This window comes from Streptomyces sp. NPDC101110, from assembly GCF_044759525.1.
Classification (GTDB): Bacteria; Actinomycetota; Actinomycetes; order Streptomycetales; family Streptomycetaceae; genus Streptomyces.
In genome coordinates, this window is sequence record NZ_JBIVZM010000015.1 from 215481 (window position 1) to 236095 (window position 20615).

Below are 20615 nucleotides of genomic sequence, written 5' to 3' on the forward strand. Positions count from 1 at the left end.
GGTCAGGGCCTGCGTAGGGGCGGGAACATTCGGCGCATGCCCCAGACCCCTTCCGCCCTCCGGTGAGCGCCCCCGCCCTCGCCCGGCGGGCCGTGCGCGGCGCGACGGCGCTGCGCGGCGGCCGTGCCGGACGGCTCACCCCGTACCAGTTCTACGGCGCCCTGTTCTGGCTGGTGATGACACTGGCGTACTGGAGGGTCCCGCTGTGCTGCGACGCCGGGCAGCACGCGGCGGTCGTCGAGCGCCTCAAGGACGACCTGCTCCACCCGGCCCACACCATGGCCGACCTGCCGGGTGAGGGCAGCCCCTACTACGGCCCGTACGCGGTCGCCCAGGGCCTGCTGGCGCGGCTGACGGGGCTGTCCGGCTGGGAGGTCGTGAAGCTCGCCGGACCGGTGCACCTGGTGGTGCTGCTGACGGGCCTCGGCCGGTTCGTCAGGTCCCTCACCCCGCGCCCCTGGGCGCCGGTGTGGGCGCTGCTGTTCATGACACTGCTGTGGGGCAGCACGCGGATCCTGTGGAGCGGCTACCTCGGGCTGATGTCGATGACGGCGAGCCTGGGCTATCCGTCCGCGCTCGCCATCGGCCTGACGTTCTGGGCGTGGGCCTGGACGGGCAGGCACGCGGGGGACGACGCCCCCACTGTGCGATTCGTCGGCCCGAGCGGGCTCGCCGGCTGGTGGGGGTACGCCGGGATCGGCGTGCTGTACGCGCTGGTCCTGCTCACCCATCCCGTCACGGCGGCCTCGGCGCTGACCGGGGCGGTGGCGCTCGTGGCGGCCCGGCAGCGCGGGTGGCGCCGCCCGGTCGTGGCGCGCTGGGTGCTGGCGGGGTCGGCCTGCGCCGCCGCCGCCGTGGCGTGGCCGTACTACGACGTGCTGACGCTGGTGGGCGACACCGGCATGGACGCGATGCACCGTCAGCTGTACGAGAGGATGCTCGCCAACTCCTGGCTCGCGCTCATCGGTCTGCCCGCGCTGTGGGTGCGGGCCCGCAGGTCGGCGCGTGATCCGCTGGTGTGGATGTTCCTGCTGGAGTGCCTGCTGGTGGCGTACGGCTGGGTGAGCGGGCACTACACGTACGCGAGGGCCCTGTGGGCCGTGCTGGTGCCGCTCCAGTTCGCCCTGGCGGTGGAGCTGGCGGCACCCCGGCCGTGGCGACGGGCCCGGCGGGTGCTGGGCGGTGCGGCGGCGGCCGGGGTCTGCGTCGGGTTCGTCACCGTGCACGCCGGGGCGGTGGTGCCGCGCTCGGTGGACCCGGTGGGCTTCGCGCAGCCGACGCGCTGGCCTTCGTACGACTGGGCGGCCCGGCACATCGGGCGCGGCGAGGTGGTGATCACCGACGGGTACCTGGCCTCCCACGCCATCGCCGGGTACGGGCCGAACCTCGCCGCGCCGATCTGGCCCGACCCGGCCCTGGACGAGCGGGAGCGGCAACGCCGGGCGGCCGACGTCCGCGCGTATCTGGCCCCCGGTTCGACCCGCGCCGAGCGGTCCGCCCTCGTCCGCCGCTACCACGTGCGCTGGCTGCTGCTGACGCGCTGGCACCCGGTGCCCGAGGAGGCCGTGGTGGTGGCGTGGAGCAGACGGACGGGGGAGGTGCTGGCGCGGGTCGGGGGTGGTGGCCGGGTGGTTACTCGATGACGAGGTCGACCTCGATGTTGCCGCGGGTGGCGTTGGAGTACGGGCAGACCTGGTGGGCCTGCTCGACGAGCTTGCGGCCGGTCGCCTCGTCCACGCTGTCGGGCAGCTCCACGCGGAGGGTGACGGCGAGGCCGAAGCCCTCGCCCTGCTTGCCTATGGAGACCTCGGCGGTCACCGCGGCGTCGCTGACGTCGACCTTGGCCCCGCGGCCGACCAGGCCGAGGGCGCTGCCGAAGCAGGCGGCGTAACCGGCGGCGAAGAGCTGCTCGGGGTTGGTGCCCTGGCCGTTGCCGCCCAGTGCCTGCGGCATGCCCAGGGCGAGGTCCAGCACGCCGTCGGAGCTGACGGCCCGGCCCTCGCGGCCGTGGGTGGCGGTGGCGACAGCGGTGTAGAGCGCGTCCATGGAAAACCTTCCCTCTCATGTCAACGTTCGGCGGCCCGCTTCCGGGCCGCCCGACCTCCAGAATTAGAGCACACAATTAAGTTGTGCGCAATTGAATGGTGGGCGCGAGCTATCCTGGGAGCATGAACACGCCGGACGACGACTGGCTCCGCCTGGACCAGCAGATCTGCTTCTCCCTGCACGCGGCCTCCCGCGCCTTCAACGGCGTCTACCGCGGCATCCTCAAGGACCTCGGCCTCACCTACCCGCAGTACCTGGTGATGCTGGTGCTGTGGGAGCACGACGAGCTGCCCGTGAAGAAGCTCGGCGAGCACCTGCGTCTCGACTCCGGCACGCTGTCGCCGCTGCTCAAGCGGCTGGAGGCGGCCGGTCTGGTGCGCCGGGAGCGCAGTGCGCGCGACGAGCGGTCGGTGGAGGTGCGGCTGACCGAGGAGGGCCTCGCGCTGCGCGCGCGGGCGCTTCAGGTGCCGCGCCGGATCGCGTCCTCGACCGGCTTCGGGGCCGAGGAGATCCGCACGCTGCGCGCCCGCCTCGACGAGCTCACCACGGCACTGGACGCGGCCGCGGCACTCGCGGAAGGGCAGGGCCCGTCCGCCGCCGAGCAGCCGTCCGGCGTGTCTTCGGGGCGGCGCCGGACGTAGAGGCGCAGGAGTACGTCGTCGCGGACGCGTTCCCGCCGGACGTGCTCCTCACGGACGGTGAACTCACCGGCCAGGACGGCGAGCTTGGTCCGCTCCACCGGGTCGGAGGGGGGCCGGCGCGAATCCAGAGCGTGCGCCTCGGCGACGACCCAGACGCGGTCCACCGAGGCCAGTCGCCGCCGCAGCTCACCGGGGGTCGCCTCACGGCCCCACAGCGTCCCGGAGCGGGGCACGGGACCCCGCAGCGCGATGTCCCGCACCCGCCGGAACCCCTTCGGGTAGGCCAGCGCGGCGAGCCTGCCGACCGACGGCACGAACAGCACCGGGTCGCCGGGGCGCATCTGGCGGACGGCGAGCGCGGAGACCGCGGCGAGGTTGTCCGGGCGATGGGCGGCGGAGCGGTCCTGGCGGAGCACGGGCAGCTGGGCCAGGAAGGTGACGGCGAGCACGAAGACACCGGTGAGCCCCACCGGGACGGGCACGTGCCGGCCGCGGACCCGCAGCCGCCGCCCGTCGAACCGCACCCGTCCGAGCACCGCGGCGACCCGCGCCGCCCCCGCCGCGACCAGCAGGGACGCACCCGCCAGCGCGTAGAGCACATACCGGTCGTGGTAGAGCGGCCGGACCTGCGACACCGTCATCAGGATCCCGGGCGGCACGAGCAGCAGCGGCCCGGCGACCGCGGCCGTGCGCCGCTCCCGCAGCCCCACGGCCATCAGCAGCAGCGACCCCCAGAACACCGGCCCCGCCGGGCCGGGGGTGAAGTTCCGGGCGAGCCGCTCGACCCGGTCCCAGCCGGGTGACACCAGCCACGCCACCTGCCCGGCCTGCCCCTGCGACACCCACACCAGCGGCAGCAGAAGCAGCACCACCGCCCCCGCCGCCCGCACCCAGCCGGACCACACGCTCCCCGGCGCCCGCAGCAGCGCCAGCGTCACCGCGTGCGCGCCCAGCATCGGCACCGCCAGCTCGTGCAGCGCGCAGGTCACGGCGACGACCGTCCCGTACACCCACCAGCCGCCGCGGGCGTCCGCCCCGTCGACGGCTCTCAGGAGCAGCAGGGCCGCCCCCGTCACACCCGCCGCGACCAGCGCGTACGACCGCCCCTCCTGGGCGTAGTGGCCGGTCATCGGGGTGATGGCGTAGAGGACGCCGGCGCACAGGCCGACCCGGGGCCCGGCCAGCCGGACGCCCAGGGCCCCGACCAGGCCGGCGGTCGCGGTCGCCGCGCACACCGACGGCAGGCGCAGCACGACCTCGTCCGGGTGGACGGCGAGGACGGCGTGCATGAACAGGTAGTACAGGCCGTGCACCGCGTCCACGTCGTGCAGCAGCCGCCAGATCTGCGGGACCGTGCGCTGCGCGACCTGGAAGGTGACGCTCTCGTCCCCCCACATCCCGCCCCGGTCCAGCCCCCACAGCCCGATGGCGAGCATCACCGCCATGGGGACCGCCACGGGCACCGCCCTCGTGGCGAACCGGCCGCTCCCCCTCGACTGTCCGCTCTTCACGGCCTCGATTCTGTGCCGGATAGAATACTTCGCCCGGTTTTGATGGTGTGTTATCACTTTCATGTCATTCGCCCGGCTTACGATCCGCCGTGATGAATGCCGAGAATGAGACCGGGAGCCAGACCGGCAGCGAGACCGAGCGGGCGACCCGGGAGCCGCGTTCCCGGGTGGCCGTCGTGGTGATCGGTTACGACGACGCCGCCCACGTGACGGACGCCGTGCGCTCGGCGCTCGCACAGGGACCGGCCGTGCGCGAGGTGGTGGCCGTCGACGACTGCTCGAAGGACGGCAGCGCCGCCCTGCTGGAACGGCTCGCCGCCTCGGAGCCCCGTCTGAAGGTGATCCGCCGCCGGGTCAACAGCGGCGGCTGCGGCACCCCGCGCAACGCCGGCCTGGGTGCCGTGACGTCGCCGTACGTGATGTTCCTGGACAGCGACGACGTCCTGCCGCCCGGTGCGGCCGAGGCGCTGCTCAAGGCGGCCGAGGGCGCGCACGCGGAGGTCGCGGGCGGTCTGTGCGTGCGCCGGGAGCTGCCGTCGGGGCGCGAAGTGGCCTGGCAGGAGCGCCTCTACGCGCTGCACACCGTGGTCCCGCACCCCGCGCAGCGCCCCCGCCTGGTCCACGACACGCTCTGCGTCAACAAGCTCTACCGCACCGACTTCCTGCGCGCGCACGGCATCCGCTTCCCCGAGGGCCGCTTCCCGTACGAGGACGTCGTGTTCACCGCGCGCGTGCTGGCCGCGGCCCCGCGCATCGCTCTGGTCCCGGACCGGGTCTACCTCTGGCACGTGCGCCGTTCGGCCGGGCGGCTGTCGATCTCCCTGGACCGGGCCGGCGTCGAGAACTGGCGGGCCCGCACGGAGGCGTGCCGGCAGGCGTACGAGGTGCTGCTGGGCGCCGGGCAGAAGGAACTCGCGCGGGCCGTGCGCGCCAAGTTCCTCGACCACGACCTGCGGATGTACGTGCGCGAACTGGGACTGCGCAACGCCGCCTACCGGCGGACATGGTGGGAGCTCACGCGGGCACACCTCGCGGAGTACGACGCCGACGACTGGGCCCGCAACCCGGCCGCCCCCGGCCGGCTGGTCGGGCAGGTCGTCCTGGCCTCCCCGGAGCCGTGCGACCTGCCCCGGCTGCGCGAGCTCGCGGCCCGCCCGGCCCGGCTGTGCCCGCCGTACGCACGCGGCGCCGACGGCACGCCCGTCTGGTCGGACGGCCTGCCGCAGATCTCCCTGGAGGCCCTGCGGACCAGGCCGGTGCGCGCGCTGCCCCTCGCCGTCGACGCGGAGCTGCGGCCGGGCGCGCGGGGCACCCGGCTGCGGCTGCGCCTGCACGAGCTGTACGGGCGGGTGGCGCAGGCGGGGCCGGCGGCGGTGGAGGTGGAGTGGCGCCACCGGGACGACGGGGACGTGGTGGTGCCCGGTGCGGCCGTGGCGTTCGCGCCGTGCGCCGCGGGCTCCCACGCCGCCGGGGCCGTCGGCACCTGGTCGGCGGAGACGGCCGTCGACCTCCCCGCCCTGGCCGCGCTCGGCACGGGCACCTGGGACCTGCGCCTGCGCCTCCGCTTCCGGGACGGCGCGAGCCGCGACGTCACGGCGCACGCCGACCGGGGCGCCGGTCTGCTGCGCCGCAGGGCCGTCCCGAGCGCCCGGCACGGCGTGGTTCTCGTACAGCCGTACACCACTCACTCCGGCGCGCTGGCGCTGCGGGTGGCCCCCGGCGTACGCGGTGTGCTGTCGGTCGTACGCGCACGACTGCGCCGCCTGCTTCACTGAAGGCACGACGACAGCGAAGACGACCGCGACGGATCAGCGCGCGCAGCACCACCACCACGGGCCAACTGACGAGGGGACGGCCGCACATGACCTGGTTGATCACCGGCGGCGCCGGCTACATCGGTGCGCACGTCGTACGGGCGATGACCGCGGCCGGCGAGCGAGCCGTGGTGTACGACGACCTGTCCAGCGGCATCGCCGAGCGCGTGCCCGACGGGGTGCCGCTGGTGGTGGGCTCGACGCTGGACGCCGAGCGGCTCGCCCGCACCCTCGCGGACCACGCGGTCACCGGCGTCGTCCACCTCGCGGCGAAGAAGCAGGTGGGCGAGTCCGTCGAACGGCCGCTGCACTACTACCGGGAGAACGTCGAGGGGCTGCGGGTCCTGCTGGACGCCGTGACGGCGGCGAAGGTGCCGTCGTTCGTCTTCTCCTCCTCGGCGGCGGTGTACGGCAGCCCGGACGTGGACCTGGTCACGGAGGAGACGCCGTGCGCGCCCATGTCGCCGTACGGCGAGACCAAGCTGGCCGGTGAGTGGCTGGTGCGCGCGACCGGCCGGGCCACCGGGCTCTCGACGGCGTCCCTGCGCTACTTCAACGTGGCGGGCGCGGCGGGCCCGGAGCTCGCGGACACCGGCGTGTTCAACCTCGTGCCGATGGTGTTCGAGAGACTCACGGAGGACGCGCCACCGCGTGTCTTCGGCGACGACTACCCGACTCCGGACGGCACCTGCGTACGCGACTACATCCACGTGGTGGACCTGGCCGAGGCGCATGTCGCGGCGGCCCGGGTGCTGCGCTCCTCTCCCGGCCGCGACCTGACGCTCAACATCGGCCGGGGGGAGGGCGTCTCCGTCCGGGAGATGATCGACCGCATCAACGCGGTCACCGGCCACGACCGGCCGCCGACGGTCGTCCCCCGCCGCCCCGGCGACCCGGCCCGTGTCGTCGCCTCCGCCGACCGCGCGGCGACGGAGCTGGGCTGGAAGGCCCGCCTGGACGTATCGGACATGATCACGTCCGCGTGGGAGGGGTGGGTACGGCTGCACCCGGAGGCGGGCCGGGCCTGACCGGCCGAGCCGCTCGCGCTCCTTACAGCGCCTTCAGCCCCTCGGACGTGGCCCGGGCCAGTGCGGCCAGGTAGCCCTTCGGCAGTTTCGGGTTGCGGATCACCACCGAGCGCCAGTACAGCGGGCCCGAGATCAGGTCGAGGGCCAGGTCGTGGTCGATGCCCTCGCGGAGTTCGCCGCGGCGGGCCGCCGCCGTGACGATGCCGGTGGCGACCCCGTCCTGGCCTTCCCGCAGGGCCTTCTGCATGGCCTCGGCGATCTCCGGGTTGCGGGCGGCCTCCGCCTGGAGGTCGGGGATGATCTGCGAGGCGATCGGGTGGCGCAGGGCGCGGGACGTCACCTCGTAGAGGAGCCGCAGGTCGCCCTCCAGGGAGCCGGTGTCCGGCGCCGGCAGGCCCTGCACGGCGAGTGCCGAGACGATGTCGAGCACCAGGTGCAGCTTCGAGCGCCAGCGGCGGTACACCGCCGTCTTCCCGACGCCCGCCCGGCGCGCGATGCCCTCGATGGACATCCGCGCGTAGCCGACGGCCGCGAGCTCCTCGAAGACGGCGGCCCGGATCGCTTCGGTCACGTCCTCCCGCAGTACGGCCGCCCCCGCGGGGGCCCGGCGGCGCGGTGGCTGCTGGGGCTCGTCGGGCTTCGTCGTCATGCCGACAGCATAGGGCGTCACGACGAAACGGTTGCGTTCCGACGTTCGCTCGTCGTACGCTCCCGTTACGACGATACGGTCCCGTCCCGACGTAAGAGTTCGTGAAGAGTCCGGTGAGAAACCCTCCTTCCGGACTCCTCGGGCCCCGGGTCCCACGCCCCTCCCCCGAGCGAAAGCAGCGGATGTGAGTACGGTCCTCCACACACCGCCCCAGCCCCAGGCCCCGGCCCCGGCCGGCCACGACCTCGCGGCCCTCGCCGCCCGCCACGGCCTCTCGGTCAGCGGCGCGCGGCCCTCCCTGCCCGAGTACGTCCGCCAACTGTGGGCCCGCCGCCACTTCATCACCGCGTTCGCCACCGCCAAGCTCACCGCCCAGTACAGCCAGGCCAAGCTGGGCCAGGTCTGGCAGGTGATGACCCCGCTGCTGAACGCGGCGGTCTACTACTTCATCTTCGGCGTGCTGCTCGGCACCAAGCACGGCGTGCCGGACTACATCCCCTTCCTGGTCACAGGCGTGTTCATCTGGACGTTCACGCAGAGCTCGATCATGGCGGGCACCCGCGCGATCTCCGGCAATCTCGGCCTGGTGCGGGCCCTGCACTTCCCGCGCGCCGCGCTGCCGATCTCCTTCTGCCTGCAGCAGCTCCAGCAGCTGCTGTTCTCGATGGGCGCGCTGGTCGTGATCCTGCTCTGCTTCGGCGTGCCGCTCTCCGCCTCCTGGCTGCTGGCACTCCCGGCGCTGGCGCTGCAGTTCACCTTCAACGCCGGCGTCTCGATGGTCATGGCCCGGTGGGGCGCCAAGACCCCGGACATCGCCCAGCTGATGCCGTTCGTCCTGCGCACCTGGATGTACGTCTCGGGCGTCATGTGGAGCCTCGACAAGCTGGCGCAGAACGACCACCTGCCGCATGCGCTCAAGGTGGCGCTGGCGGCCAATCCGGCCGCGATCTACATCGACCTGATGCGCTTCGCCCTGATCGACAGCTTCCACGCGAGCCAGCTGCCCGCCCACGTCTGGGCGATCGCCGTCGGCTGGGCGCTGCTCGCCGGCGTCGGCGGCTTCATCTACTTCTGGAAGGCTGAGGAGACCTACGGCCGTGGCTGAGCACCCGAGCGAGAAGATCCCCACCGTCGTCGCCGACGGCGTCGACATCGTCTACCGCGTCAACGGCACCGGCGCCGGACGCGGCTCCGCGACCGCCGCCCTCAACCGCATCGTGCGCCGCAAGCAGACCGAGAAGGCGTCGGGCGTGCGCCGGGTGCACGCCGTGCGGAACGTGTCCTTCGTCGCCCACCGGGGCGAGGCGATCGGCCTGATCGGCACCAACGGCTCCGGCAAGTCGACCCTGCTGAAGGCCGTCGCCGGCCTGCTGCCCGTGGAGAACGGCCGCATCTACACCGACGGACAGCCCTCCCTGCTCGGCGTCAACGCGGCCCTGATGAACGACCTCACCGGCGAGCGCAACGTGCACCTCGGCGGCCTGGCCATGGGCATGTCCCGCGAGCAGGTCAGGGACCGCTACCAGGAGATCGTCGACTTCTCGGGCATCAACGAGAAGGGCGACTTCATCACGCTGCCGATGCGCACGTACTCCTCCGGCATGGCCGCCCGGCTGCGGTTCTCCATCGCCGCCGCCAAGGACCACGACGTGCTGTTGATCGACGAGGCACTGGCCACCGGCGACCGCTCCTTCCAGAAGCGCTCCGAGGCGCGCATCCGCGAGCTGCGCAAGCACGCGGGCACGGTGTTCCTGGTCAGCCACAACAACAAGTCGATCCGCGACACCTGCGACCGGGTGCTGTGGCTGGAGCGCGGTGAGCTGCGCATGGACGGGCCGACGGACGACGTCCTCAAGGAGTACGAGGCGTTCACCGGGGAGAAGACACCGAAACCCAAGCCGAAGCCCGAGCCAAAATCCAAGCCGAAGCCCGAGCCGCAGTCCGAGCCGAAGCCCGACCCGCAGTCCAAGCCGAAGCCCGACCCGCAGTCCAAGCCGAAGCCCGAGCCGAAGGACGCCGTTCCCTCGTGAGGCCCACCCGGTCGGCCCTTTTGCCCCATTGATGGCAGCATGACCGCATACGGTGCAGCTGTGAGAGGGGGCCCCAGGCATGGCCGAGCTGAGTGTGATCGTCCACGGGCCGAACGTCCAGGACCATCTGACGGAACTCCTCGACTCCCTCGCCGCCCACCCCCTCGCGGACGCCGAGGTGATCGTGGCCGCGGTGGGCGACTGGGCCCGGGAGACGGCCGAGCGGCACACTGCGGACGGCGCGGTCGACGTAGTGCCGCTGCCGGATGGCACCGGTGACGCGGCGGCCAGGGCGGCGGGCGCGGCCCGGGCCTCCGGCCGCTGGCTGCACTTCGTCCACGCCAAGGACGGCCTGCCCGCCGGCGCCCCGCGCACGGTCGCGGAGCGGGTGGCCGAGCTCCCCGACGAGGTCGACGTCCTCGTGCTCGACCACGTCCGCAGCACCTGGCACACCTCCGGCATGCCCTCCCCGGACGGCCCGCTCCTGGCCCGGGCGGGCCGCGCGGATGTCGTCCTCGACGACTGCGCGCCCCTGCTGCGGCTCACCCCGCTGCTCGGCACCAGGGTCCTGCGCGCCGACTTCTGGCGGTCGCACGAGTCGCGGATCAGCACCGACGACGAGCCCTACGCCGCCCTGGCCGCCCTGCTGCTCGCCGACCGCGTCGCCTGCCTGCCGCACGTCGCCTACGAGGACCGCCGGCTGCGCCCCGCGAGCCTGCCCCCGGTGACGCCCGAGCAGCGGTACGCGCTCGTCGACCGCTACGAGTCGCTCCTCGGCCTCACCCGCGACCGGCGCGCCGCGCACACCGTGCTCTACGACCTCATGGTCCGCGACTGCCTGCGCACCTTCGCCCGCGGCGGCATGCCCGAGGACGTCGCGCGGGAGTTCTTCCGCCGGGCGTCCCTGGCCGCCCTGCGCCGCCGCCCCGAGGGCCACCGACGCCCGGCGGGGCTCGAAGGCGTCCGCCGCTCCCTGCTGGAGGAGGGCGCCTACGCGAAGTACCGGGCCTTCCAGGCCGTCAACCGCACCCGCCGCGAAGCCAGGTCGGCCCTACGGGCCAGGAAGCGCCAGGCCGGGGCCAGGCTCCGCGACCATCAGTACCGCAGGGCGCTCGGCCGCCCCGTCAACCCGCACCTCGCGGTGTTCGCGGCGTACTGGAACCGCGGCGTCGCCTGCAACCCCGCCGCCATCGCCGCCAAGCTCGCCGAACTCGCCCCGCAGATCCACGCGGTGTGGGTGGTCACCGAGCAGAACGCGGCCCTGCTGCCGCCCGGCACCGACCACGTGGTGCCCGGCAGCCGCCGCTACTGGGAGGTGCTGGCCACCGCCAAGTACCTCGTCAACAACGTCAACTTCCCCAACGCCGTGGTCAAACGCCCCGACGCGATCCACGTCCAGACCCACCACGGCACGCCCCTGAAACGCATGGGCCTCGACCAGCTGGCGTTCCCGGCCGCCGCACAGGGCCTGGACTTCCGGGCGTTGCTGGAACGCATCGACAAGTGGGACTTCAGCGTCTCGGCCAACAGCCACACCACTCGCATGTGGGAGCGGGCCTACCCGTCGCGCTACGTCTCCCTGGACCACGGCTATCCGCGCAACGACGTCTACTACACGGCCGGCGCCGACGTCATCCGCGCGGTCCGCGACCGCCTCGGCATCGCCCCGGGCCGCCGTGCCGTCCTGTACGCGCCCACCCATCGCGACTACGAGGCCGGCTGGACCCCGCGCCTGGACCTCGCCGCCCTCGCCGACCGCCTGGGCGAGGACACGGTCCTGCTGGTGCGCGGCCACTACTTCTACGGCGGCGCCGCCTCTCCGCTGACCAGCCTGCGCCGCACGGGCCGGATCATCGACGTCTCCTCCTACGAGCCCGTCGAGGAGTTGTGCCTGGCGGCGGACGCCCTGGTCACGGACTACTCCTCCATCATGTTCGACTACGCCAACCTCGACCGGCCGATCGTGATCCACGCCGACGACTGGGAGACGTACCGCACCACCCGCGGCGTCTACTTCGACCTCATGGCCCAGGCCCCGGGCCCGGTCGCCCGCACCCAGCAGGAGCTGACGGAGATCCTGACCACCGAGGCCTGGCGCGACGAGAGCGCGGCCAAGTCCCGGGCGGCCTTCCGGCGCCGGTTCTGCGAGTACGACGACGGGCGCGCCGCCGAACGCGTCGTCCGCCGGGTCTTCCTCGGCCAGGAGGAACGTGACCTGCCGCCTGTGCTGCCGATCGAGGAGCGCACACCGGCCCCGACCCCGCAGGAGGCGACCGCATGAGCACCCCCGACGTCACCGTGACGGTCATCGTCTACAACGACGCCGAACGCCTCACCCGCGCGGTCGAATCGGTCCGCCGCCAGACCCACGCCAACCTCGAGATCATCATCAGCGACGACCATTCCACGGACGAGACCCCGGCGGTGGCCCAGCGGCTCGCGGCCCGGGACCCCCGTGTCCGGCACCTCCGTCTGGAGCGGAACAGCGGCGGCTGCAGCGCCCCGCGCAACCGTGCCCTGCAGATCGCGCGGGCGCCGTTCCTGATGTTCCTCGACAGCGACGACGAACTCCCCGCCAACGCCGTGGAGCTGCTGCTCGCCGCGCACCGGGAGCACGAGATCGACTTCGCGATGGGCGCGGTGCAGCGGATCCGGGTGGACAACGGCCGCCGCTCGACGTGGATGCCGCACCTGGTCGCCGAGCGGCGCACGCTCGACGGCATCGAGGCCGACCCGCGGCTGTTCTTCGAGCACCTGTCCACCAGCAAGATGTACGCCCGCGCCTTCCTCGACCGGCACGAGCTGCGCTTCCCCGAGGGCATCCACTACGAGGACCAGCTGTTCACGGCGCAGGCGTACTGCCTGGCCAAGAGCTTCACGATCGTCCCGGAACCGGTCTACCGCTGGTACGTGGCGCCCTTCGCGGCCTCCGAGGCGGCCTCGCTGTCGAACCAGCGGCACAAGCTCGCCAACGTGCGGGACCGGATCCACGTCCAGCACCTCATCGACGCGTTCCTGGCCGAGAGCGGGCACGAGTCGCTGCGCGAGGACAAGGACCACAAGTTCCTCAAGCACGACTTCCGGATGTACGCCGGTGACCTGCCCTACCGGGACGACGCCTGGCTGACGTCCTTCGCGGACCTCGTCACCCCCTACCTCGACACACTCACGCCGGCCGCGTTCGCCCGCCTCCCGCGCATCGAGCGCGTCGTCATCCAGCTGGTCCGGGACCGCCGCCTGGCGGAGGCGCGCCTGGCCGCCCGGGGTCTGGGCCACACGGTGGGCCCGAGGCGCGTGACCTCCGACGCGGCGGGCCGCACCTACTGGGGAGACCGGGTCCCCGAGTCGGAGTGGTCCCGCCGCGAACTGGACGTGTCCGATCTGGAGTTGGAGACCCGTCCCTTCCCCGACACGCAGTTCCGGCACGAGATCCAGGAAATCACCCGGGGGCCGGGCGCCTCGATCGACCTCACGATCCGCACCTACGACCCGGCGCTGCGCCTCCCCGTCGGCCCTCAGCGCGCGACGCTTCTCATCTCGCCCGGGGGCCGCCGCCTCCAGGTCCACTTCCGCCTCTCCCCCGTCCGCCCCGGCCTCTTCGAGGGCCACGTCCACCTGGACCTCGCAGCGGCCGCACTCCCCCTGCACGGCTTCGCGGGGATCCGCCACCCCCTGCTCCGCCTCCACCACCAGGGCCTGTCCCACACGGGCCTGCTGCTGGCCCCCCTGTCCTTCCCGACCCTGACGACACGCATCCCGTCCCACCACCTGACGGTGGAGCCGGAAGGCCACGGCCCGGGCCGCCTCCAGGTCCGCTGGGAGCCGACGGGAGTGACGGCCCGCCTGATCCGCCCGGCGGTACGCAGGGTGGCCGGCCCAAGGGTGAAGAGGGCCGCGCGCCTGGTCGCAAGCGCGCTCAGGTAGCCCCGCGTCCCGCCCCGGGGGCACCGGCGCACCCGGCTCCTCCTCCCCCGCCCGGGCCACCGGGTCCGCGTATACGAGGAAGCGCCCCGGGCCGGAGCCGGCCCGGGGCGCTGTCACGCCGTCGTCGCCTCGCCTACGAGTGCGTGCGCAGCAGCGTCCTCATCGTGCGCATCGCCACCGACAGGTTGGCGAGGTCGAACGCGTCGGACCCCTGGATCTCCTCCAGGGTGGAGCGGGCGCGGCCGAGGATCGCCGCGTTCTTCTGCTCCCACGCCTTGTAGCGCTGCTCGGGCGTCGAGGTGCCGTTGCCGACCGCCAGGACGTCGGCGGTCAGCGCCGCGTGCGCCGCGTACAGGTCCTCGCGGATCGCCGCGCGGGCCATGGACTGCCAGCGGTCGGCGCGGGGCAGCTCGATGATGCGGTCCATGAGCTGAGTGATGCGCAGCCGGTCGGCGAGGTCGTAGTAGACCTCGGCGACATCCATCGGCTCCCGGCCCATGCGGTCGGCGATGGAGACGATGTCGAGCGTCGGGAAGGCCGAGGAGAAGCCCGCCACCCGGGTGGCGAGGTCCTCCGGGACGCCCGCGCCCGTCAGCTCGTCGTAGATCTTCTGGTACCACTCGAGGTCGGCACCGCGCAGCAGCTTCGGCAGCTGCCCCCAGACCTGTTCGACCCGGTCGGCGAAGAAGTCGACCGTCCCGGCGAGCTCCAGCGGCTGCGGCCGGTTGTTGAGCAGCCAGCGCGTGCCGCGCTCCACCAGGCGACGCGCGTGCAGCCGGATGCGGGTCTGGACCTCGGCCTCGACCTTGTTGTCGAGCGCCTCGACCCCGTCCCACACCGGGGACTGCCGGAAGATCGCCCGGGCCGCGGTCTGCGCCCGCACGATCTCCTCCAGCGAGGCACCCGTCTCCTCGCGCAGCCGGTGCAGATACGTCGTACCGCCCGTGTTCACCGTGTCGTTGACCAGCACGGTCGTGGTGATCTCACGGCGCAGCGGGTGGCAGACGAGGTGGTCGGGGTACTGCTCGCGCAGCTCCTTCGGGAAGTACGCGTGCAGCAGGGTGCTCAGGTACGGGTCGTCCGGCAGCGAGGTGTGCAGCAGCTCCTCGGCGACCGTGATCTTCGTGTACGCCAGCAGTACGGCCGTCTCCGGGCCGGTCAGGCCCTGGCCCTGGGCGAGCCGCTCGCGGATCTGCCGGTCGGTGGGCAGGAACTCCAGCGCCCTGTCGAGGTGTCCCTCCCTGACCAGGTGCTTCATGAAGCGCTGCTGGGCGTGGAGCATGGCGCTGGACTGGGCGAGGGCGTTGGCGATCGCGGTGTTCTGCGCGTAGTTGTTGCGCAGCACCAGACGGCCGACCTCGTCGGTCATCTCGGCGAGCAGCTTGTTGCGCTGCTTGACGGTCATGTCGCCGTCCCTGACCAGGCCGTTGAGCAGGATCTTGATGTTCACCTCGTGGTCGGAGGTGTCCACGCCCGCGCTGTTGTCGATGGCGTCGGTGTTGATCCGGCCGCCCTGCAGTGCGAACTCGATCCGGCCGAGCTGGGTCAGTCCCAGGTTGCCGCCCTCGCCGACGACCTTGACGCGCAGGTCCTTTCCGTCGACGCGGATGGCGTCGTTGGCCTTGTCGCCGACGTCCGCGTTGGACTCGGCGGAGGACTTGACGTACGTGCCGATGCCGCCGTTCCACAGCAGGTCCACCGGCGCGTGGAGGATGGCCTTCATCAGGTCGGCCGGGGTCAGCTTGGTGACCTTGGCCTCGATGCCGAGGGCCTCGCGGATGTGCGCGTTGACGGGGATCGCCTTGGCCGTGCGCGGGAAGATACCGCCGCCGGCCGACAGCAGCTCGGTGTTGTAGTCCTCCCAGCTGGAGCGGGGCAGCTCGAACAGGCGGCGGCGCTCGGCGTAGGAGGTGGCGGCGTCCGGGTCCGGGTCGATGAAGATGTGCCGGTGGTCGAAGGCGGCGACCAGGCGGATGTGCTCGGAGAGCAGCATGCCGTTGCCGAACACGTCACCGGACATGTCTCCGATGCCGACGACCGTGAAGTCCTCGGTCTGGCAGTCGACGCCCATGTCACGGAAGTGCCGCTTGACCGACTCCCAGGCACCGCGGGCGGTGATGCCCATGCCCTTGTGGTCGTAACCGGCGGAGCCGCCGGAGGCGAAGGCGTCACCGAGCCAGAAGTTGTAGTTCTCGGCGACCCCGTTGGCGATGTCGGAGAACGTCGCCGTGCCCTTGTCGGCGGCGACGACCAGGTAGGTGTCGTCCTCGTCGTGCCGGACGACGTCCGCCGGGGGCACGACCTCGCCCGCGACCATGTTGTCGGTGATGTCGAGCAGCGCCGAGATGAACGTCTTGTAGCTGGCGACGCCCTCGGCCATCCACGCGTCGCGGTCCACGGACGGGTCCGGCAGCTGCTTGGCGACGAAGCCGCCCTTGGCGCCGACCGGCACGATGACGGTGTTCTTCACCATCTGCGCCTTGACCAGGCCGAGGATCTCCGTGCGGAAGTCCTCACGCCGGTCGGACCAGCGCAGGCCACCGCGCGCGACCTTGCCGAAGCGCAGGTGCACGCCCTCGACGCGCGGCGAGTACACCCAGATCTCGAACGCCGGGCGGGGCGCCGGCAGGTCGGGGATGGCCTGCGGGTCGAACTTCATGGAGACGTAGTCGTGCGGCTTGCCGCCCGCCGCCTCCTGGAAGAAGTTGGTCCGCAGCGTCGCCTTGATGACCGTCAGGAAGGACCGGAGGATCCGGTCCTCGTCGAGCGAGGCCACCTGGTCGAGGGCCGCGTCGACCTCCTCCAGCAGCGCGTCCACGATCTCGTGGCCCGCGCGCTGCCGGTCCGGCGACATCCGCGCCTCGAACAGGGAGACGAGCAGGCGGGTGGTGTGGACGTTGTTGCGGAGGGTGTCCTCCATGTAGTCCTGGCTGAACGTCGACGCCGCCTGGCGCAGGTACTTCGCGTACGCCCGCAGCACCATCGCCTGGCGCCAGGTCAGCCCGGCGCTCAGCACGAGGGCGTTGAAGCCGTCGTTCTCCGCCTTGCCGGTCCAGGTGGCGGCGAAGGCGTCCTGGAAGCGCTCGCGGGCGTCGTCGCCGAAGTAGTCCCCGCCGCCGTTGGCACGGGGCATGCGCAGACCGAAGTCGTAGATCCAGGCCACGCTGCGGTCCGAGCAGCGCAGCTCGTACGGCCGCTCGTCGACGACCTCGACGCCGAGCCGGTTGAGGACCGGCAGGACGGCCGAGAGGGAGATGGCGTCGCCCGTGCGGTAGATCTTGAAGCGGCGCTCCTGTGGGGCGGCGCCCACGGGCTCGTACAGGCTGAGCGCGAAGTCCTTGTCCGCCTCGGCGTTCAGCTGCTCGAGGTGGACGAGGTCGGCGACCGCGGCACGCGGGTTGTGGTCGGCCTTGTAGCCCTCGGGGAAGGCGTGCGCGTACCGGCGCATCGCCTCGGCCGCGTGCTCCTCGCCGAGCTCGGCGTTGAGAGCCTCGGCGAAGGCGTCCTCCCAGGAGCGGGCGGCCTCCACCAGCCGGGCCTCGATGCGCTCCTTGTCGGAGTCGGACAGCTCCGGCAGCTCGGTGCCCTGCGGGACCCGGACCACGAAGTGCAGACGGGACAGGATCGACTCGGTGTTCCAGGCGGTGAAGTCGACGCTGATGCCGCCGAGCTCCTCCTTCAGGATCTCGATGATCCGCAGGCGGACGGCCGTGGTGTAGCGGTCGCGCGGGAGGTAGACGAGGGCGGAGTAGTAGCGCCCGTACTCGTCCTGGCGCAGGTAGAGCCGCAGACGGCGGCGCTCCTGGAGGTACAGCACGGAGGTGACGATGGCGCGCAGCTCGTCGGCCGGGGTCTGGAACAGCTCGTCGCGCGGGTACGTCTCCAGGATCTGCAGCAGGTCGCGCCCGTCGTGGCTGTTGGGCGAGAACCCGGCCTGCTCCAGGACCTCCTCGACCTTGCGCCGGATGACCGGCACGCGGCGCACGGACTCGGTGTAGGCGGCGGACGAGAACAGCCCGAGGAAGCGCCGCTCGCCGATGACGTTGCCGTCCGCGTCGAACTTCTTGACGCCGATGTAGTCCAGGTACGACGGCCGGTGCACGGTCGCCCGGCTGTTCGCCTTGGTCAGCACGAGCAGCTTGTGCTCGCGCGCCTTGACCCGGGCGTCGGCGGGCAGCCGCTCGAACGACGGGCTGACCGGGTGGCTCTCCTCGGCCGCGTGGTGGGGGTCCGAGCGCAGTATGCCGAGCCCGGTGCCGGGGACGGCGGCCAGGGAGTCGTCGTCGCGCAGCTGGTACTCGCGGTAGCCGAGGAAGGTGAAGTGGTCGTCGGCCAGCCAGCGCAGCAGCTCACGGGCCTCCTCGACCTGGGGCCCGGGCAGGTCGCCGGGGATGGGCTCGTCCGGCAGCCCCTCCGCCAGCCGGGTCGCCGCGTCCCGCATCTTGCCCCAGTCCTCGACGGCCTCACGGGCGTCGGACAGCACACGCAGCAGGTCGGCGGTGATCTGCTTCAGATCGGCCCGGTCGGTCTCCCGGTCGATCTCGACGTGGATCCAGGACTCGACGTGCGCGTCGTGCGGAAGGTCTCCGGTCGCCCGGGTCGACAGCACCTCGATGAGCTTGCCGGTGACATCGCGCCGTACGACGAACTGCGGGTGGATGACGACGTGGATCCCGCGTCCCTGCCGGGTCAGCTCGTTGGTGACGGAGTCGACGAGGAAGGGCATGTCGTCGGTGACGACCTCGACCACGGAGTGGCTGCAGGTCCACCCGTTCTCTTCCACCGTGGGCGTGTGCACCCGGACGTTGGCGGTGCCCTGGGGGCGGTTCTCGGCCAGCCGGTAGTGCGATACGGCGGCTCCGAAGACGTCGACCGGGTCGCGGTCGGTCAGGTCCTCCGGGGCCGTGTGCAGGTAGTAACGCTGGAGGAACGTGAGGAGGGCCTCCCGGTCCGGTGCCTTCTGGGCGTCCGGGGTCTCCTCGCCCGTCGACCCGGTCGGTAGGTGCCCCCCGACCGGGCTGTTCTCAGCTACCCGGGCGGCCCTCTCGAGCAACTCGGCCTTGGCTTCGTCCAGCTTGGTCTGCATTGTCCTCTGGCTCCTGTCGCGCGCCGTTGCGTGACGTAGAAGGAAGTACGGCCTCTGCGCTCACGGCCTCACGTCCTGACACGGGGTATCCGGTCTGTTCCGACGCTATGCCGCGAGGCGAGATGAGCGGGGGTGTCTGAGCCATTCTTGAGCTGGGCCACCGGTGTGACGCTGCTCTCCGAGACGCCTGAATCCTGGTGGTGCTCGGCGTCCCGGGAGTCCTCGATGTCACGTCCCGCCCGCGAGGACCAGCGACTGCCGCCCGGTCACGGATGTCGTCCGTGCTCTCCGGGCGCAGGGCAGGGACGACGATGTCCCCGCGAACTATCGCGCTGATCACGCCACCAAGGCTATCGCTCATCACTGGGGCTCCGTCATGAGCCGTATGTGTACAAAACCAGCCCTGGAAGTTTGACGTTCTGCACAGTGCCGCTACGCGTTTCGGCCAGGCATGGGTCAGGCGGCGAGCCGCTCCGCCTCGGCGACCGCTTCCTCCAGCGTGTCCACGACCGGCACGCCGACGGCTTCCAGGCTCACCCTGCTGTGCGACCCGCCGGTGTACAGCACGGCCCGTGCCCCGACATGCAGAGCGGCCACCGCGTCGTCCGCGGCATCCCCGATCACCACGGTCCGCTCCGGCGCCACTCCGCTCAGCGACGCCAGGTGCCGCACCATGTGCTCGGCCTTGCTGCCCCCGGACGGCCCGGTGCGCCCGTCCACCCGTATGAAGTGCGGCTCGATGCCGAACCCCCGCACCAGCGGAACCAGCTCCTCGTGCACGTACATGCTCAGGAGCGACTGACTGCGCCCCGCAGAGCACCAGCCGGCCAGGAGCTCCACGGCCCCCGCCGTCAGCCCGCACGACGTCCGGTGCTCGGCGTAGTACCGGTGGAAGATGTCGTCCATCGTCTCCCACTCGGCCTCGGTCGGCAGCCTTCCCATGAGCCGCTCATAGAACTTCGGCACCGGGACGCAGTACAGCTCCCGGTACTTCTCCAGCGTCAGCGGCTCCAGGCCCAGCTCGGCGAAGGCCGCGTTGGTCGCTCCGATGATCGCGTCGATGTCGTGGAACAGCGTCCCGTTCCAGTCCCAGACGATGTGCGCGCCCGTCTTCATCCCCATGCCCGAAAACGTACCCGCCCCCACTGACAATCAAGAGAACGGCGCCGCAACGACGCCCCTCGCCGGTTCAGTCCCCGCGGCCCACCAGGTTGGCGATCTCCTGCGTGGCGAACCACAGCAGCTCGTGGTCCTCCGCCCCGTCCACGACGGACTGCGCGTTGTCGTCCCCGCCGTCCGCCGCCGCCAGCGCCTCGGCGGCGGCCGTCACATCGGCCTCCGCGTCCGCGGCGTCGACGTGCACCGACGCCGCCTTGCCCAGGGGCACCGGACCCGCGACCCGGACCTCGCCCGGCGCGGCCGGATCGAGTCCGCGGCCGGGATCCGCGCTCGCGGCCCGGTCGGCGACGTCGAGGGCGATCACCACCCGGCGCCGCGGCGCGTCGGGCTCGGCCGCCAGCAGGCGCAGCGAGGCGAGCGCGGCCCGGCCGAGCGCGGCGTACTCCAGCTCCTCGATGTCGTCGGAGACGTACCACTCGCGCAGCCCGGGCGTCACGGCGTAGGCGACGAACGGCCCGGTGCCCAGCTCACCCGTCTTGTACGCCTCGGCGAGACCGGGGAGGGTCAGGGGCACGTAGACACGCATGGCTGGCCGCTTTCGTGGTCGTGGACGGAGGGCTCGGCACGGCTCCGGAGGGTGTTCGGGAACGGCTCCGGAGGGTCTTCAGGATACGTGCGGGGCGTCCCCTTTCGAGTCCCGCCCCGTGCGCCCGGACCCGTCCACCCCCGTCCCGCGATTCACCCGGCACACCCGCGCACCCACGGGC

13 protein-coding genes are annotated in these 20615 nt (G+C 72.3%); 8 read left to right on the top strand and 5 right to left on the bottom strand.

Features of this window, described 5'->3' with window-relative positions:
- Positions 1–62: 62 nt before the first annotated feature.
- Positions 63–1643 carry a hypothetical protein gene (locus tag ACIQU3_RS30775; RefSeq protein WP_403727116.1) on the top strand — a complete coding sequence of 527 codons (1581 nt, stop codon included), beginning with the start codon at positions 63–65 and terminating at the stop codon, positions 1641–1643.
- Here the strand turns inward: ACIQU3_RS30775 and ACIQU3_RS30780 are convergent.
- On the bottom strand, positions 1633–2046 hold the full coding sequence (locus ACIQU3_RS30780) for an organic hydroperoxide resistance protein (protein ID WP_062927183.1): 414 nt from the start codon (positions 2044–2046) through the stop codon (positions 1633–1635). The two genes, ACIQU3_RS30775 and ACIQU3_RS30780, sit on opposite strands and share 11 nt — an antisense overlap.
- Positions 2047–2168: 122 nt before the next feature.
- Here ACIQU3_RS30780 and ACIQU3_RS30785 point away from each other — a divergent pair, with 122 nt between their 5' ends.
- From ACIQU3_RS30785 to galE, 3 genes are all read left to right on the top strand, one after another.
- Positions 2169–2687, top strand: a complete 519-nt coding sequence (locus ACIQU3_RS30785; RefSeq protein ID WP_403928806.1) for a MarR family winged helix-turn-helix transcriptional regulator — start codon at positions 2169–2171, stop codon at positions 2685–2687.
- Positions 2688–4290: 1603 nt separating this feature from the next.
- Positions 4291–5973, top strand: coding sequence for a glycosyltransferase family 2 protein (locus ACIQU3_RS30790; RefSeq protein ID WP_403928809.1), 1683 nt, complete (start codon positions 4291–4293; stop codon positions 5971–5973).
- Between the two features lie 86 nt (positions 5974–6059).
- Positions 6060–7040, top strand: coding sequence for a UDP-glucose 4-epimerase GalE (gene galE / locus ACIQU3_RS30795; RefSeq protein ID WP_403727122.1), 981 nt, complete (start codon positions 6060–6062; stop codon positions 7038–7040).
- 22 nt (positions 7041–7062) lie between these two features.
- On the opposite strand, the gene ACIQU3_RS30800 is transcribed toward galE, so the two are convergent.
- On the bottom strand, positions 7063–7689 hold the full coding sequence (locus ACIQU3_RS30800; RefSeq protein ID WP_403727124.1) for a TetR/AcrR family transcriptional regulator: 627 nt from the start codon (positions 7687–7689) through the stop codon (positions 7063–7065).
- Positions 7690–7873: 184 nt separating this feature from the next.
- Here ACIQU3_RS30800 and ACIQU3_RS30805 point away from each other — a divergent pair, with 184 nt between their 5' ends.
- The 4 genes from ACIQU3_RS30805 (at position 7874) to ACIQU3_RS30820 (ending at position 13643) form a co-directional block, all read left to right on the top strand.
- On the top strand, positions 7874–8794 hold the full coding sequence (locus ACIQU3_RS30805) for an ABC transporter permease (RefSeq protein ID WP_403727126.1): 921 nt from the start codon (positions 7874–7876) through the stop codon (positions 8792–8794).
- Positions 8787–9719, top strand: a complete 933-nt coding sequence (locus ACIQU3_RS30810) for an ATP-binding cassette domain-containing protein (protein ID WP_403928812.1) — start codon at positions 8787–8789, stop codon at positions 9717–9719. The genes ACIQU3_RS30805 and ACIQU3_RS30810 overlap by 8 nt, the downstream gene beginning before the upstream one ends.
- Positions 9720–9798: 79 nt before the next feature.
- Entirely contained in the window at positions 9799–12000 is a 2202-nt protein-coding gene (locus ACIQU3_RS30815; RefSeq protein WP_403928815.1) for a CDP-glycerol glycerophosphotransferase family protein, read from the top strand.
- Complete coding sequence (locus ACIQU3_RS30820; protein ID WP_403727134.1) at positions 11997–13643, top strand: glycosyltransferase family 2 protein; 1647 nt, start codon at positions 11997–11999, stop codon at positions 13641–13643. Before ACIQU3_RS30815 ends, ACIQU3_RS30820 begins: the two co-directional genes overlap by 4 nt.
- A gap of 133 nt (positions 13644–13776) precedes the next feature.
- On the opposite strand, the gene ACIQU3_RS30825 is transcribed toward ACIQU3_RS30820, so the two are convergent.
- From ACIQU3_RS30825 to ACIQU3_RS30835, 3 genes are all read right to left on the bottom strand, one after another.
- Complete coding sequence (locus ACIQU3_RS30825) at positions 13777–18729, bottom strand: NAD-glutamate dehydrogenase (protein ID WP_403928818.1); 4953 nt, start codon at positions 18727–18729, stop codon at positions 13777–13779.
- 456 nt (positions 18730–19185) lie between these two features.
- Positions 19186–19851 (bottom strand): HAD family hydrolase, encoded by a 666-nt coding sequence (locus ACIQU3_RS30830; protein WP_403928821.1) that lies wholly within the window; start codon positions 19849–19851, stop codon positions 19186–19188.
- Between the two features lie 67 nt (positions 19852–19918).
- Complete coding sequence (locus ACIQU3_RS30835; protein ID WP_403727140.1) at positions 19919–20434, bottom strand: DUF6912 family protein; 516 nt, start codon at positions 20432–20434, stop codon at positions 19919–19921.
- Positions 20435–20615 lie beyond the last annotated feature (181 nt).

Bases quoted from the DNA above. Each gene is read 5' to 3' on its own strand.
- ACIQU3_RS30815 (WP_403928815.1), top strand. From the start codon at position 9,799: ATGGCCGAGCTGAGTGTGATCGTCCACGGGCCGAACGTCCAGGACCAT.
- ACIQU3_RS30820 (WP_403727134.1), top strand. From the start codon at position 11,997: ATGAGCACCCCCGACGTCACCGTGACGGTCATCGTCTACAACGACGCC.
- ACIQU3_RS30835 (WP_403727140.1), bottom strand. From the start codon at position 20,434: ATGCGTGTCTACGTGCCCCTGACCCTCCCCGGTCTCGCCGAGGCGTAC.
- ACIQU3_RS30825 (WP_403928818.1), bottom strand. From the start codon at position 18,729: ATGCAGACCAAGCTGGACGAAGCCAAGGCCGAGTTGCTCGAGAGGGCC.
- ACIQU3_RS30790 (WP_403928809.1), top strand. From the start codon at position 4,291: ATGAATGCCGAGAATGAGACCGGGAGCCAGACCGGCAGCGAGACCGAG.
- galE (WP_403727122.1), top strand. From the start codon at position 6,060: ATGACCTGGTTGATCACCGGCGGCGCCGGCTACATCGGTGCGCACGTC.
- ACIQU3_RS30800 (WP_403727124.1), bottom strand. From the start codon at position 7,689: ATGACGACGAAGCCCGACGAGCCCCAGCAGCCACCGCGCCGCCGGGCC.
- ACIQU3_RS30830 (WP_403928821.1), bottom strand. From the start codon at position 19,851: ATGGGGATGAAGACGGGCGCGCACATCGTCTGGGACTGGAACGGGACG.
- ACIQU3_RS30780 (WP_062927183.1), bottom strand. From the start codon at position 2,046: ATGGACGCGCTCTACACCGCTGTCGCCACCGCCACCCACGGCCGCGAG.
- ACIQU3_RS30785 (WP_403928806.1), top strand. From the start codon at position 2,169: ATGAACACGCCGGACGACGACTGGCTCCGCCTGGACCAGCAGATCTGC.